Origin of the sequence: Emergencia sp., from assembly GCF_048465375.1 — a bacterium.
Lineage (GTDB): Bacteria > Bacillota > Clostridia > Peptostreptococcales > Anaerovoracaceae > Senimuribacter.
The window spans coordinates 169,639-183,391 of sequence record NZ_DBFWLQ010000007.1; the positions used below are offsets into that span (position 1 = coordinate 169,639).

A 13,753-nucleotide genomic window follows, 5' to 3' on the forward strand; every position below is an offset into this window, starting at 1 on the left:
GTTATCCTTTCTTAGTTGTTTTTCTTTTGATATATGCGGGCAGCTTGAATAAGCCTTTCGCAGCGATGTTGGTAGCCAAGATCAAAATGGAAAGCACGAAGATTTCGTTGAAATCGGCAAAGTGCTGCAGTTCTTTGATCTTTGTAGTGATGACCATGGTGCGGGCACCAGCGATGAAAATGACTGCGCTGACTGTGACCATGGCGTTGATGAAATAGTAACTCCAGACTTCCATGAGGGTGGTGAAGGTGTTGGGCGTGATGATGCGTATCACTGTCTTAAACCAGCTGTCACCCATGAGTTTGGCAGTATTCTCCCAGGATGCGTTCAACTTTTCCAGGCTGTTTTTCATCATCAGATAGGGAGATGAGAAGAAGTGAACGATGTTACATATAATGATGATGAAAAACGTGTTTTGAATCGACGTACCCTTAAATGCGAGAAGGAAGGCCACGCCCAGCACCATGCCTGGAATGGTATTGGTAACTAAGGCGACGCTGTCCAGTATTTTTCCCAAGGAACGGCTGAACCTGCTTCTGGCCGAGATCAGAGTCGCCCCGTAGACGACTAGTGTGCCGAAGGCTGCTGTAAGAACAGATACGAGCAGAGAGTTTTTGTAAACTCCCACCAGCGCCTCGTCGCTGAGAGCCGCTTTGACATGATCCGCGGTCGGTGTCAGGGCATATGGCCAGCTCTTGGCAAAGGGTACTACGAAAATAACTGCCAGTATCAGGATCACTAGGCACAGTATGAGAAGACTGATGCCGCAGGAGATACCATCTCTGACTCTATTTTTAGGAATCTCAATAGTTGAGATTTTGTTGTATCTGATATTGTATCTCTCCAAATAGGTGAGCAGGGCGATGCTGATGATGGAAGGCAGCAGCATCATGACCGCTACGGCGGAGCCTGTATGAAAATTAGGCAGGCTGCCTAGCATTTCGTTGTACAGCATGTTGGCGACCAAATCCATGTTTCCTCCAACAGAAGTCGGAATTCCATAGTCCGTAAAACTGAGGAAGAAGGACTGGATAAAAGAGGCCGCGAAGGTCCCCAGCAGGGGGGTAATGATGGTCGTCATAAAAGAGCGGAATCGGTTATCACCCATCGCGCGGGAAACGATCATGAACTTTTTATCGATATATCCCATGGTATTGTTGATCAGCATGAAAGAAATCGGCAGGGTGTAGATGACATATCCGATTAAAAGTCCGCTGTATCCATAGATCTCAAAGAGCTGCCGGCCCAAAAGCATGGTAACAAGTCCCTGCTTGCCAAAAGAATAGATGATGGCGAAGCCATATGTAATGGTGGGCAGAAACATGGGAAGAATCGCCAAGGCAGCGATGATCTCCTTGATGCGCTTATGGATATTGGTGTAGTTGATGGCGTAGGCCAAGATGAAGGCCAGTATTGTCGTGAGAGCGCCGCTGAGAGACGATACGACAATGCTGTTTTTCAGCGCGTTCCCGAAGGCCGGTTTTGCAAAGATCTCTCCATAAAATCCCGTAGTCAGCCCCTGACCGCTGGTGAGGGACTGAATGGCGATCATCGCCATGGGAAATACGAGAAATATGCCAAAGATGACTGCCAACAGGAGAAATATGAATTTCGGCTCCAGTGTGCCTTGTCTTTGTTTAGCCATTGACTGCTTCGCCTCCTGCGGCTGCCAGCCCATGGTTGAATAAAGCGAGGATGTTATTTCTCTTGATCTCCAACTGTTTCAGGATGAAGCTTTTCACGAAATCATCCTTCGGACTCTGAATGATTTCCTGCGGTTCGGCGTATTGCAGAATGCTGCCATTATTGATGATCATCACCTTGTCGGAGAGACTCAGTGCCTCTTCCGGATCGTGAGTGACGATGATGGTGGTCAGGTTGAATTCTTTCGCTATTGTCTTGATCTTTTCTTTTATGGATTCTTTGATGACACCGTCCAAAGCGCTGAGCGGTTCGTCTAAGAGGAGGATTTTCGGCTTCATGACCAGGGTTCTGGCGAGGGCGACCCGCTGCTTCTGTCCGCCCGATAACTGCTCTATTTTCTTGTTCAGGTGTTCAGAAAGCCCCAGCAGGCTGATCAGTTCTCTGACTTCCGCATCTGATGAAATGTCAGGCTTATTGCGCAGTCCATAAGTGATGTTCTGGTAAGCGTTTAGGTTTGGAAAAAGAGCGTAGTCCTGAAAGACAATATTGAAGCCTCGTTCTTCCATGGACACTTCGGTGATATCTTTTCCGTCAAAGCATATCTGACCGCAGTCACAGTCGGTGATGCCGAGGATGATATTGAGCAAAGTGGTCTTTCCGCTGCCGGAGGAGCCTAGTATGGAAACAATCTCTCCGTCCTGGATGTCCAGATTGACGTCTTTTAATATAACGGTCCCATCGTAAGATTTTTTTATGTTCTTTAATGTCAGCATGTATCTATCTCCTATCTTCAAATTCTGGCTCAGTATAGCATGCCAATGTAAAATCCTCTTTCGCAAAAGAGTTAAAATTTTGTAAAGTGTAAAACTCTACGGTGGGTGGATTGCCTGGCATGTGAATTTGGGATATACTAAAGCAGATGGGAGGTGAATTTATGAATTATGAAAAAGTAGGCAGTGTAATCTATCAGCTGCGAAAAGAGGCAGCTATGACACAGCAGGAACTTGCCGACAAGCTCTTTATCAGCAATAAAGCCATTTCAAAGTGGGAGAGAGGGCAGGGCTGTCCGGACGTGTCTCTGCTGGGGAGCCTCTCAGAAGTATTTGGCGTAAACATAGAGAAAATACTGGCAGGAGATCTTTCTCCCAACAGTGCAGATGGAGGGAATATGAAGAGAGTGAAATTTTATGTCTGTCCCATGTGCGGGAATATCTTGACAGCCACTGGCGATGCGGAGATTTCCTGCTGCGGCAGAAAGCTGGAACCGCTTGTGAGCAAGACGGCGGATGCGGAACATCAGCTTCACGTTGAGGTAATTGAAGACGACTACTATATTACCTTTGAACACGAGATGAGCAAAGACCATTTTTTGAATTTCTTTGCATATCTCGATTACGACCGGGTGACTTTGGTCAGATTGTACCCTGAGCAGGGCGGCGAAGTCCGCTTTCCAAAGCGAGGCAGGGGGAAACTGCTGTTTGGCTGCAGTAAAGATGGCTTGTTCAGCTGGAAATTGTAGGGCTGAGGCCTGGCGCGGCGGGGTGTTACGCATGCGCTTTGCTGCCGCCCGGTTTTGCTTAACGAAAAGCGGAAAACGGGCTAATCTTGCGTAACGGTACCCCCAAATGCAAAGGGGGTGTTACGCATACGCTTTGCTGCTGCCCGGTTTTGCTTAACGAAAAGCAGGGGGCGAGCGGATTCTGCGTAACAAAATAGCGAAGCAGCATAAACCACTTCGCTATTAGGTTTGATTTGTATTACCTGCAGTAGCAGGCGATGGCCTTTGCGGCAAACTCAGCGGTGCCACTTCCGCCCATTTTGTCGATATTGTCTTTGAAACGCTGATCAGCAGTGTACATCTGACCTAATCCGGCTAAAATGTCCTTGTTACAAGGGTAGTAGAACTGGCTGATGAAATCCTGCAGTTTTTTGACTGCCAGCTGTACCTCCTGGCTTTCCGGCGGCAGATCTTTCAGCTGACCGAGTTCAGCAAAGACAGATGTCATCTGCTCATTTGCCATGTTCCAATCCTCCTTCGTATAATTCTTCGTTTTCCTGGCGCTCTCCTGATATGCGGCGGAGTCGCCCCAGCGTTCCTTTGCTTCTTTTGCGTATTCGTCTATCTTTGACGTATCAAAAGGTTTAAAATCCATTTTATTTACTCCATTCTTTTTGATTTCAAGGGCGAGGTCGATGAGCCCTGAAAGATGCTCCTGCTGCAGTCTCAGCATCTCAATCTGCTGATCGAGGGCTTCTTGCTTATTAAAATCGGGACTATCTACGATGGACTTGATTTCTTTCAGTGGAAATTCCAACTGGCGGAAGAGCAAAATCTGCTGCAGCCGCTCCAAAGCATGCTGACCATATAGTCTGTAACCAGCTTCACTGACCTGGTCGGGACGCAGCAGTCCGATCTGATCGTAGTAATGCAGTGTGCGCACACTGATTCCGCTTAACTTGCTTACTTCATTAACTGTCATCATTGATATCAAACCTCCTCTTGATAAGTATATCATAAAGGCTGACGTTACGTCAGAGTCAAGAAAAATTTTCTTTTTTAGGTACTTCCTTTTTTTGAAATTTGTGGTACAATATTATTCGTTGGCGGGGTATGGCGCAGTTGGTAGCGCGCTGCGTTCGGGACGCAGAGGCCGTGAGTTCGAGTCTCACTACTCCGACCAAAACAGAGAGGTGCATAGCGCCTCTCTGTTTTTTTATGAAATAGAGACTCGAACTCGAAAGAGCGCGAGCGTGAAGTGAGATGGTTCAGTGAACCATCGAATAGGGAGCGGTGCGAATCGACCGAAAGGGGAGATGAAGCACGGCGGATGCGAAGCATACGCATAAGTCTCACTACTCCGACCAAAACTGAGAGGTGCATAGCGCCTCTCAGTTTTTTTACATAAGAAATATCATCTGAAGGACGTATTTATCGTCCTATGGAAAAAATTATATCTGTCGCTCAACGCAGGCAATTCTCCTATATTTGTCGTGCCCAGTGCCTAAAAAGCATTGTCATAGGGGACGGACTATTGTATGATGAAATTATCAGAAAGAAGGAGCGTAATATGAAGAAAAAAGTATTCAGTCTGCTTTTGACTATCACACTTTCGATGCTTTTTTTGCCAACCGCAAGAGTATCGGTATATGGAGCCAGCGCGATACATTATAATTCTGCCAAAGCACTCACCTATGCTGAAAATCACTGGAACGACGGAAAAGGCGACTGTGTTGCGTTTGTCAGAAGATGCGTAGAGTCTGCAGGAATTCCCAGAGACAGTAATCGAACCTATAATTACACGGCAAAACAGTATAAAGATTATCTCGTCAAAAATGGTTATGCTGTTGTATATAAATTGAAAACTTCGATTTACTATGACGATTATCATGGTATTAAAGAGGATGATAACAAAGGGAAGATTGCGCCGGGTGATATCATTCTCTATCGATGTAATAATGAAAAATGCCCAAAACGGGAATTCCATCTTTCCCTTTGCAATGGAGCAAATGGTACCGCTGAGGGCAAGTATCCCGGATGGATGACTTGCTATGCCCACAATGCAGCAGTCAACAATAAAGTGGCCTGCAAAATCAAATGCAGTAAATGCGGTGCAAGTAAGAATTCGATTTCTCTTTATGCCATTCACTTTAAATCAGAGGAGAACGGTTATCGCAATTATACTGGAAAGGTGCTGGGGGTTAAAGCAAAAGGAACCGCCAACAAAAGAATAATCGTCAGCTGGAAGAAACTATCGACAGCCACAGGGTATAAAGTATATCGAGCGCCTAGCAAATCGGGAACTTATGTCTGCATCGCTTCGGTTAAAAAGACCACGTATACTGATACCGTGAAGAGCACTGGGAAAAAATATTATTATAAAGTCAAACCGTACAAAGAGGTAAACGGCTTAAAAAATGATGGAAAATTCAGTTCCATGGTATCAGCGAAAAGCAGTGGATAACCCCTAATTATTTCATATGGTATATTGATACTTTTTTGATATCATTGTATAATATAGCTAATAAGTTGTATCTGTTGATAAAAAAGAGGTACAGTATGAATAGGAATTTTGCAATATTAGGACTCAGAGAAGATGCAACCAAAGAACAAGTGAAGCAGGCCTATGAACTGAGGCTCCGCAAATATAAGTCGTCAGATTATGACGACGATCCTGACTATGTGAGAAAAAAGACTTCAGAGTTGAAAGCTGCCTATGACGCTGCCTACAGTATGGCCGGCAACGCTCCCGCATATGACGACTACGAAGGAACCTTTGGTCGACGGGAAGACTTCGTCCGTGAAGATGATCAGCCTGCGGACTACGAACCAGACGACTATGAGCCGGAGGTCTACAAACCGAAGGTCTATAGACCGGAGAATTACGACCACGATAAATTTGAACGAGATAGGGATCGAGCTGCCAGAGCGGGCGAAGATCGTCGTTTCAAAGGGCCGGATATATCAAAATTAAGAGATAAGATGGATAACCTTAAAACCACTGTCTCAGAAAATGTAGGCGGTCTTGTGGAAGACATTCGCAAATCTTCTGAACAGCGAGACAGGGACCCGGAGGAAAGGCATGAGACGCCCGCAGGAACCTCAGCCAATGTGCGTAGGCTGGACAGTGATCAGAGCGGCAGAATCGTTGAACCGACGCCGCATCCAGTCAATTCACCGAGACTGGATGGCAGTGGAAGTGGCAGGGTCATAGAGACGCCTACCGGGGCGGATAAACCAGTATACAACAGCAGTGACAGCGCTACCGTAAAAGGCGGGTCAGTGGCAGGGATGATTATTGCACTTTTAATCGGAGTGGTAATCATGTTTGTCAGCATGTGTGACGACGGGAGCGATGATTACAACTATGATGATTATGAGGATACCACCAGTTATAGTTATACATACAACACAGACAGAGATGAGCGTGTTTATAATACTGCGGTAGAAGTCAATAATCTGCTCTATGAACAGGACTATGTAAATTCCTACACCTCTTATGGTTACAGCGAAAATGACGTGAAGAAAGCGGCAGACCGCTTTGCCAAGAATTATCTGGAAATGAATGACGTAGAGGAGGTTACCCAATATCTGTATGACAATTATGGAGAGTTTTATACGGATACCAGTGCATCCTATGAAGAGCAGATGACGCAGATTCTGGCTTTTTATGGGTTCATGTCAGAAGCCGAGGCGGAAGGCAGGATCAATCCTTATACCGATAAAACGATTGCCAACTTTCTAGATTACCTCAAGTATATCAATAAATACTATCGAGAGAACGGTATTCTTGACGGCGATGAGGAATCGTAATTTTTAACAAAATGCGGAAGTTTCGTTCCGCTTTAAAGGGATAAGCAGGAACAGCAGCGGTTGAGCCGCTGCTGTTTTTATGTAGAAAACGAGTGGATGAGATTGCTCTGATACACAAATAAAAAAGCCAGGGGCCTTGACATTCTTTCTGTAACAGTTATAATAAAACATATGTTTTAAAACGAAGGTTTTATTATAAACGAAGGAGGAAAGAAATGCCACCGAAAGCAAAATTTACAAAGGAGGAAATCGTTTCTGCCGCGCTGAAAATAACTAGAGCGAGTGGAATTAACGCTGTCAGCGCCAGGGCAATCGGCGCTGCGCTGAATAGTTCGGCCAGACCGATCTTTACCGTGTTTCGGAATATGGAGGAGGTTCAGCGGGAAGTGATCGATGCCGCCAAGAGACTTTATAATGAGTATGTCAGGCAGGGTTTGGAACAAAAGCCAGCTTTTAAACACGTAGGCATGCAATATATCCACTTTGCTGTAAACGAGCCAAAACTCTTCCAGCTTCTCTTCATGTCAGAACAGAAAGAAATTCCCAACTTGTCTGAGGTATTGTCTTTGATCGACCAGAATTATCAAAATATTTATCTTTCTATTATGGAGGAGTACGGTGTAGATGAGAGAACTGCAGAGCGGTTATATCGCCATCTGTGGATTTACACGCACGGAATCGCTTCTCTCTGCGCAACAAAGGTATGTGCGTTTGATGAGAGTGAAATGAATGATATGCTGACAGAAGTCTTTGTCGGTCTTCTACAGCGGGAAAAACAGGAGAAAGAACATGATTGAAATACATGATATTACAAAATGGTACGGGAGCGGCGAGTCCAAGTTTCAAGTTTTAAAAGGCATTTCACTGGACATCAAAGAGGAGGATTTTGTAGTCATTGTCGGTGCCTCTGGTTCAGGCAAATCCACGCTTCTCAATATTATCTCTGGTCTTGAACGTCCTGACAGTGGGAGTGTGTGCTATGATCAGAGGGATATCACCCAGCTGTCTGACCGTGAGTTGACACAGTTCCGTAAAGAAAATGTCGGCTTTATCTTTCAACAGTATTACCTGCTTCCAAATATGAATATCGATAAAAATGTAAGAATGGGTGCCGAGTTAGCTGATAATCAGCACTATCGGCAGATTATAAAAGATGTCGGCCTTGGCGATAAGATGCGTAAACTGCCAGGCGAGCTGAGTGGGGGAGAGCAGCAAAGAGTTTCTGTAGCCAGAGCATTGGCTAAGAAACCAAAGGTACTGTTTCTTGACGAACCGACAGGTGCTTTAGACGAAGAAACTGGACGCATGGTGCTGAATTACATTTGCATGCTGCAGAGAGAATACCACTTTACAATTGTGATGGTAACGCATAATTTGAACATTGCAGAGATGGCGAAAACAGTGATCAGAATGAATAGCGGCAAAATTACAGACACTTATAAAAATGAAAAGCAGAAGACTGCGTATGAGATCGGGTGGTGATGAGATGATCATTGGTATGAAAGATGCTGCAAAGCTGATTGGCATATTCATCATTTCCAGTTGTGCAGTCTTCGTGTGTACACTTTTTCTGAACTTCAATTTGGATATTGTCAGTGTAAAACCTGCTCTCACAGATGGGGCCATGACCATGTTTTATCACGCACAGGTATCGACAGGAAAATTGATCAGCGCCGTCAGTGGAGGCTGTCTGCTGGTCACCTCTATTGTCATGCTGTTTTTCTACATTAAACATTATATCGATGCCCATGGAAAAGAACTGGGTCTTTTAAAGGCATTGGGATACTCGGATATGAAGATTGCCAAAGGGTTCTGGGTATTTGGCAGCAGTATCTTCCTGGGAACATCTGTTGGATTCAGCGCCTCTTTCCTTCTGATGCCCACCTTTTATAAAGTGATGAACGAAGATCAAATACTGCCCCATTTTACCGTGCAGTTCCATCCCGTACTGCTTGTCTGCCTTGTCATTTTACCAACGATGGTCTTTTCTCTTCTTTCCGTATTCTATGCGAGACATCGGATGAAAAGGCCGGTACTGTCATTGCTGCAGGGAACCATTGAACTAAAAATAAAAGTACGCCGTTCCAAAGAAAAAGAAGGGTCTTTTCTTTGGGAACTAAAACACTCTATCGTTAGAAGCCGCATATCGCTGGCCTTCTTTGTTGGCTTTGCTTCGTTCTGTTATTCTTCAATGATGCAGATGTCTTTCAGCATGAAAGAGATTGCCAGTGTGATGTTCACGGCAATCTTGATCGTGATCGGACTTATTCTTGCCGGTACGACTCTCTTTCTGGCTATCACCACGGTAGTCAATGCCAACACAAAGACCATTGCCATGATGCGTTCTATGGGGTATCCTCTCAATCAGTGCAGCAGAGCCATTCTGGGCGGATATCGCCCCATCGCATATATTGGCGTTGTGCTTGGAACGGTGTATCAATACGTGTTACTGAAAACCATGCTAGCTGTTGTCTACAGTGATGTCGAAAACGTACCGGAATATCACTTTGATGATCGAGCGATGTGGATTTCCATCGTCTCTTTCATCATCATTTATGAATTTATCATGTACTGCTATTCCATTAAAATCGTGAAGGTACCTCTCAAAGAAATCATGGCGGAATAAACTAATAAAAATAACAGCCCTGTCGATTTATGCGAAAGGGCTGTTACTTATTATTTATTCTCTGCTTGTTTCATGATTTTGACGGATGCGCTGGATCCCAGTCTATCCGCTCCAGCCTCAATCATTTCTTTTGCGGCCTCATAGTCCCGGATTCCGCCTGCAGCTTTGATTTTCAATACATCTCCAATGGTCTCTTTCATCAGACGCACAACTTCTGTTGTCGCGCCTCCGCTGCTAAAACCTGTCGAAGTCTTGACAAAATGAGCGCCGCCTTGGGCAGCAAGCTGGCAACCTTTGACGATTTCTTCTGGCGTCAGAAGGCCTGTCTCCAAAATGACTTTAACGATTGAGCCGTACTCTGATGCAGCATCCACGACCTTCTCGATGTCTGCCAGTACATAGTCATAGTCCCCTGATTTTAACTTTCCAACGTTCATCACCATATCGACTTCAGAGGCGCCAGCTTTGCAAGCTTCTTCAGCTTCAAAAGCCTTGGTCTTTGAAGTGCATGCTCCCAGAGGAAACCCGACAACCGCGGTAATTTCCACATTGCAGCCCGAAAGCTCTTTTGCCGCCAGGTTGACGTGACAGGAGTTAATGCAGACAGAATAGAAGTCGTATTCTTTTGCCTCTTGGCATAGCGCTTTAATCTGCGCATCTGTTGCATCTGGCTTTAACAAAGTGTGATCAAAATATTTGTTCAATGTCATTATAAAATCCTCCCAATTACTTCTTTCTTTTCAATACGATGATATAATTAGTATAACATAAATCGACTGCAAATCATACGATAAAAAACTTTGGTTCTTTTTTAAAATCCTGGATAAGCTAAACTTTGTCTTTTTGTTTTGACATTATGCGCAATTGAGCATATAATAATTAAGAAAATCCAGTGAATAGGAAATAAGAGGTATAGGATGGAAAAAACAGTTAAAATAATTAGTGTATCGAAGTGGTTGTGTTTTCCTCTGGGCTACATCATGTTCTTCTGCACACAGGAAAGTTTCGGCAGCATCATTTCTGTGATTCTGGCCATCATTGCAGCCGTTTCCTTTTGGTTGATGATGCGAAGCGAACAGACCAGGCTCATCGGCCAAACAATCGCTAAAGAAATCAAAGAGGCGATTTCAGAGACAGGAAATGTAGAGAGCTATATTGAGATCAAAAGGCTGAAGAGCGGAATTATCGCCAGAGTTTATCTCATAAATGGAAGGGATAAAGTATCGGCCGTGCACAGAGCGATTACGAACAGACTCGATGAATGCACATTTAAAAAATATCTTTGGATTATGCAGTTGACGGATATGCCCGGCAAAGGAGCATTGAAGGAAACACAGAGGATGCTCAATGACCAGTTGTTGGAAGAGCTAATGAGTAAACGCAAGGGAGACAAGGATTAAATGGATTTAATTTTCAGTTTCGCAATTTTTATCGGGGCAATGATATTGTGTATCGCCACTGGATACACGACGGTTATTGCTCTTTTTGTTGGTCTGATTGCCTTTATCGTCGTGGGCATTCGCAAGGGATTCACGTTTAAAGACCTGATGAAGATGGGCAGAGATGGGTTGAAGGATGCCATCGTCGTAGTGGAAGTCATGTTCATCATCGGTTTTATCACAGCGGTATGGCGGTCGTCTGGCACAATCACCTTTTTCGTCTATTACGGCATCAAAGTGATTACGCCGAGTCTGTTCCTCATCATTACCTTTGTACTGAGCTGCCTCTTGGCTTACGCTTTGGGGACTTCTTTCGGCGTAGCCGGCACCGTAGGCGTCATCTTTATCGCGCTGGCCCGCACTGGCGGTGTCAACGAAGTGATTACGGCTGCTGTGGTCATGAGCGGTATTTACTTCGGTGACAGAGGTTCCCCGGTATCCTCCAGTGCAATTTTGGTGGCTGCCATCACCCACACCAATCTTCTGGACAACGTGAAGATGATGATGAAGACGGGCATCGTCCCACTGGCGCTCACCTTTGTCATCTACGCAGTGCTCTCTTTTTACAATCCGATACATACCGTCGATCAAAGTTTTTTAAGTGCATTACAAGGGGAATTCAGCGTGTCTCTCTGGTGCATCGTGCCGGCAATCTGCATGTTGGTGCTGCCGCTTCTGAAGGTGGAGGTCATCAATGCCATGCTGGCCAGTATTGGAAGCGGAATTTTGATCAGCATTTTCGTACAGCACATGGAGATTCTACCGTTGATAAAATCTATGTTTCTAGGATATCAATCGACGGGAAGCCTGGGTGCCATCATCAACGGCGGCGGTCTGGTCTCCATGATCGAGGTGGTATTCATCGTAGCTCTGTCCAGTACCTATTCCGGCATCTTTTCCGGAACCGATATGTTGGCGGTTCTGCAGGATAAGATAAAGCCGATAATGAGGAAAATCGGCCGTTTCGGAGGTATGATTGTCGTTACCATGTCGACTTTATGCATCTTCTGCAATCAGACCATTGCCTCCATGATGTGCAACGACATCTTGAAGAAACCTTATGAAGAGATGGGGGCGACAAAAGAAGAACTGGCAATGGATATGGAGAATTCGGTCATTCTTCTGGCCGGCATCGTGCCGTGGGCTATCGCCTGTTCCGTGCCTCTTGGCTTTATGCAGGTGGGATTTGAAGCGGTTCCCCTGAGTTTTTTCCTATTTCTCGTACCGATCTGTTATGGGATACAGAAAAAAGTGGCAAATCCTTTTCCTTCTGAATAAACTGATATAGAATATATTTTGTTTAAAGGAAGTGAATACATGAATATTGCCATCGTAGGCAGTGGGACTATGGGCCGGATTGTAAGAGATATGGCGCTGCAGAATCCAGGTATTGAAAAGGTCTGCAACATCGAACCCGCTTTGGGAGAGACTCTCTGGGACATAGACCAACCTGATATTGTCATAGATTTCAGCCATCCAGATGCACTGGATGGAATTTGCAGTTATATTGCAGCCAAGCAGGGACACGTGGGCGTCGTCTTTGCTACTACGGGATTTACGGAAGAAGATGAAGAAAAAATCAGAAAGCTGGCAGAAAAAGCGCCGGTCATCAGAAGCTATAATTTCTCATACGGCATCAACTCATTGAAGAGGATTATCGGCTTTGCAGCCCCCCTCTTAAAAGAGTGTTCGGATATTGAAATCATAGAGAAACACCATAACCAAAAGGCTGATTCTCCAAGTGGTACAGCGTTGATGCTGGCAGATGTCTGCGACCCTTATCACGAGAGAGAAAGAAAGTGCGGCCGCAAAGGCGAGGAAAAGAGAAAAAATGAAATCGGTATCCACAGCGTTCGCGGCGGTACCATATTTGGTGAACATACTGTCATCTTTGCCCTGAAGGATGAAGTGATTGAAATCAAACATACGGCTTTTTCCAAGAAAATATTCGCAAAAGGTGCCCTTGAAGCAGCCCTTTGGCTGAAGGAGAAAAAACCGGGTTTCTACCCCATTGAAGACGTCTTCTATTGACTAATTCGCAATTTTGTGGTAGAACATATGTTGCAAATAAACAACAGAAAAAAGAAAAGAAGAGGACCATATGGAAATTGAACTTAAATATCTAATAGATAAGGATGAAGTCATCGAGCAGATATTTCAAGATCCCTATTTGTCAAAGATTAAGGATAAAAATTCCGATGAAGAAATAGAGATGCATGCTGTTTACTTTGACACAGAGGATAGAAAGCTGTACCGCGAAGGGATGGCTTTCAGAGTCAGAAAAGAAGGAAACAAGCTGGTTGCCACCCTGAAGTGGAATGGTTCCAGTGAAGAAGGCATGCACAAGAGAGAGGAAATCAATGTTCCTGTCGATGACGAAGAAAAGCTGAAGACACCGGATATCCATATTTTCGATCAGAGTGAGATGTGTCAGGTACTCAGCCAGGTCGTCGGCAAACGCAAGCTGATTCCATTGATGGATATTTATTTTAAACGCAGGCAGATGCGGCTCGATACGGGAAAATCTATCAGCGAGCTCTCTGTGGACCAGGGACAGATTGTATGCAACGGAAAGGTTGCACCTATTTCTGAATTGGAAATAGAACTCTACTCTGGAGAGGAAGATGACATGAAAGCTCTGGGCGATGATATGGCAGAGAAATATGGCCTGATCGCCGAGAATACGAGCAAGTTTAAAAGAGGTCTCGACCTGATGTGATAAAATGACTGCTT

At 44.8% G+C, this 13,753-nt stretch carries 14 protein-coding genes and 1 tRNA gene; 11 read left to right on the forward strand and 4 right to left on the reverse strand.

The window, feature by feature from the left end; translation table 11 throughout:
- Position 1: 1 nt before the first annotated feature.
- Positions 2–1,645: an ABC transporter permease subunit gene (locus tag ACMQ5W_RS05650; protein WP_419024109.1), complete on the reverse strand. Its 1,644-nt coding sequence runs from the start codon at positions 1,643–1,645 to the stop codon at positions 2–4.
- Positions 1,638–2,417 carry an ABC transporter ATP-binding protein gene (locus ACMQ5W_RS05655; RefSeq protein ID WP_148492945.1) on the reverse strand — a complete coding sequence of 260 codons (780 nt, stop codon included), beginning with the start codon at positions 2,415–2,417 and terminating at the stop codon, positions 1,638–1,640. The genes ACMQ5W_RS05650 and ACMQ5W_RS05655 overlap by 8 nt, the downstream gene beginning before the upstream one ends.
- A 161-nt stretch (positions 2,418–2,578) precedes the next feature.
- Here ACMQ5W_RS05655 and ACMQ5W_RS05660 point away from each other — a divergent pair, with 161 nt between their 5' ends.
- A complete protein-coding gene (locus ACMQ5W_RS05660; protein ID WP_419024111.1) occupies positions 2,579–3,163 on the forward strand; it encodes a helix-turn-helix domain-containing protein in 585 nt (194 codons plus the stop codon).
- Positions 3,164–3,401: 238 nt separating this feature from the next.
- Here ACMQ5W_RS05660 and ACMQ5W_RS05665 read toward each other — a convergent pair whose 3' ends face one another.
- Entirely contained in the window at positions 3,402–4,127 is a 726-nt protein-coding gene (locus ACMQ5W_RS05665) for a MerR family transcriptional regulator (RefSeq protein ID WP_419024113.1), read from the reverse strand.
- 122 nt (positions 4,128–4,249) lie between these two features.
- Between ACMQ5W_RS05665 and ACMQ5W_RS05670 the strand changes: the two genes are divergently transcribed.
- From ACMQ5W_RS05670 to ACMQ5W_RS05695, 6 genes are all read left to right on the forward strand, one after another.
- A tRNA-Pro gene (locus ACMQ5W_RS05670) sits at positions 4,250–4,325 on the forward strand.
- 387 nt (positions 4,326–4,712) lie between these two features.
- On the forward strand, positions 4,713–5,606 hold the full coding sequence (locus ACMQ5W_RS05675) for a hypothetical protein (protein WP_419024115.1): 894 nt from the start codon (positions 4,713–4,715) through the stop codon (positions 5,604–5,606).
- A gap of 95 nt (positions 5,607–5,701) precedes the next feature.
- Positions 5,702–6,955 carry a hypothetical protein gene (locus tag ACMQ5W_RS05680; RefSeq protein ID WP_419024117.1) on the forward strand — a complete coding sequence of 418 codons (1,254 nt, stop codon included), beginning with the start codon at positions 5,702–5,704 and terminating at the stop codon, positions 6,953–6,955.
- Positions 6,956–7,170: 215 nt separating this feature from the next.
- Complete coding sequence (locus ACMQ5W_RS05685; protein WP_148492940.1) at positions 7,171–7,752, forward strand: TetR/AcrR family transcriptional regulator; 582 nt, start codon at positions 7,171–7,173, stop codon at positions 7,750–7,752.
- Entirely contained in the window at positions 7,745–8,437 is a 693-nt protein-coding gene (locus ACMQ5W_RS05690) for an ABC transporter ATP-binding protein (protein WP_419024119.1), read from the forward strand. Before ACMQ5W_RS05685 ends, ACMQ5W_RS05690 begins: the two co-directional genes overlap by 8 nt.
- A complete protein-coding gene (locus tag ACMQ5W_RS05695) occupies positions 8,421–9,581 on the forward strand; it encodes an FtsX-like permease family protein (RefSeq protein ID WP_419024121.1) in 1,161 nt (386 codons plus the stop codon). The genes ACMQ5W_RS05690 and ACMQ5W_RS05695 overlap by 17 nt, the downstream gene beginning before the upstream one ends.
- A 50-nt stretch (positions 9,582–9,631) precedes the next feature.
- Here the strand turns inward: ACMQ5W_RS05695 and deoC are convergent, their stop codons facing one another.
- The gene (gene deoC, locus ACMQ5W_RS05700; protein WP_419024123.1) at positions 9,632–10,291 is read right to left on the reverse strand and encodes a deoxyribose-phosphate aldolase; all 660 of its coding nucleotides are present in this window, start codon (positions 10,289–10,291) and stop codon (positions 9,632–9,634) included.
- A 207-nt stretch (positions 10,292–10,498) separates the two neighbouring features.
- Here deoC and ACMQ5W_RS05705 point away from each other — a divergent pair, with 207 nt between their 5' ends.
- The 4 genes from ACMQ5W_RS05705 (at position 10,499) to ACMQ5W_RS05720 (ending at position 13,739) form a co-directional block, all read left to right on the forward strand.
- Positions 10,499–10,981 (forward strand): hypothetical protein, encoded by a 483-nt coding sequence (locus tag ACMQ5W_RS05705; protein ID WP_148492937.1) that lies wholly within the window; start codon positions 10,499–10,501, stop codon positions 10,979–10,981.
- Positions 10,982–12,298, forward strand: coding sequence for a Na+/H+ antiporter NhaC family protein (locus tag ACMQ5W_RS05710; protein ID WP_419024125.1), 1,317 nt, complete (start codon positions 10,982–10,984; stop codon positions 12,296–12,298). It begins immediately after the preceding gene.
- 39 nt (positions 12,299–12,337) lie between these two features.
- Positions 12,338–13,051: a 4-hydroxy-tetrahydrodipicolinate reductase gene (dapB, locus tag ACMQ5W_RS05715; protein ID WP_419024127.1), complete on the forward strand. Its 714-nt coding sequence runs from the start codon at positions 12,338–12,340 to the stop codon at positions 13,049–13,051.
- Between the two features lie 70 nt (positions 13,052–13,121).
- Positions 13,122–13,739, forward strand: a complete 618-nt coding sequence (locus ACMQ5W_RS05720; RefSeq protein ID WP_419024129.1) for an inorganic triphosphatase — start codon at positions 13,122–13,124, stop codon at positions 13,737–13,739.
- Positions 13,740–13,753 lie beyond the last annotated feature (14 nt).

What these genes read in the sequence shown, in the direction of transcription:
- ACMQ5W_RS05650 (WP_419024109.1), bottom strand. Translation starts at nt 1,645, where the DNA reads ATGGCTAAACAAAGACAAGGCACACTGGAGCCGAAATTCATATTTCTC.
- ACMQ5W_RS05655 (WP_148492945.1), bottom strand. Translation starts at nt 2,417, where the DNA reads ATGCTGACATTAAAGAACATAAAAAAATCTTACGATGGGACCGTTATA.
- ACMQ5W_RS05660 (WP_419024111.1), top strand. Translation starts at nt 2,579, where the DNA reads ATGAATTATGAAAAAGTAGGCAGTGTAATCTATCAGCTGCGAAAAGAG.
- ACMQ5W_RS05665 (WP_419024113.1), bottom strand. Translation starts at nt 4,127, where the DNA reads ATGATGACAGTTAATGAAGTAAGCAAGTTAAGCGGAATCAGTGTGCGC.
- ACMQ5W_RS05675 (WP_419024115.1), top strand. Translation starts at nt 4,713, where the DNA reads ATGAAGAAAAAAGTATTCAGTCTGCTTTTGACTATCACACTTTCGATG.
- ACMQ5W_RS05680 (WP_419024117.1), top strand. Translation starts at nt 5,702, where the DNA reads ATGAATAGGAATTTTGCAATATTAGGACTCAGAGAAGATGCAACCAAA.
- ACMQ5W_RS05685 (WP_148492940.1), top strand. Translation starts at nt 7,171, where the DNA reads ATGCCACCGAAAGCAAAATTTACAAAGGAGGAAATCGTTTCTGCCGCG.
- ACMQ5W_RS05690 (WP_419024119.1), top strand. Translation starts at nt 7,745, where the DNA reads ATGATTGAAATACATGATATTACAAAATGGTACGGGAGCGGCGAGTCC.
- ACMQ5W_RS05695 (WP_419024121.1), top strand. Translation starts at nt 8,421, where the DNA reads ATGAGATCGGGTGGTGATGAGATGATCATTGGTATGAAAGATGCTGCA.
- deoC (WP_419024123.1), bottom strand. Translation starts at nt 10,291, where the DNA reads ATGACATTGAACAAATATTTTGATCACACTTTGTTAAAGCCAGATGCA.
- ACMQ5W_RS05705 (WP_148492937.1), top strand. Translation starts at nt 10,499, where the DNA reads ATGGAAAAAACAGTTAAAATAATTAGTGTATCGAAGTGGTTGTGTTTT.
- ACMQ5W_RS05710 (WP_419024125.1), top strand. Translation starts at nt 10,982, where the DNA reads ATGGATTTAATTTTCAGTTTCGCAATTTTTATCGGGGCAATGATATTG.
- dapB (WP_419024127.1), top strand. Translation starts at nt 12,338, where the DNA reads ATGAATATTGCCATCGTAGGCAGTGGGACTATGGGCCGGATTGTAAGA.
- ACMQ5W_RS05720 (WP_419024129.1), top strand. Translation starts at nt 13,122, where the DNA reads ATGGAAATTGAACTTAAATATCTAATAGATAAGGATGAAGTCATCGAG.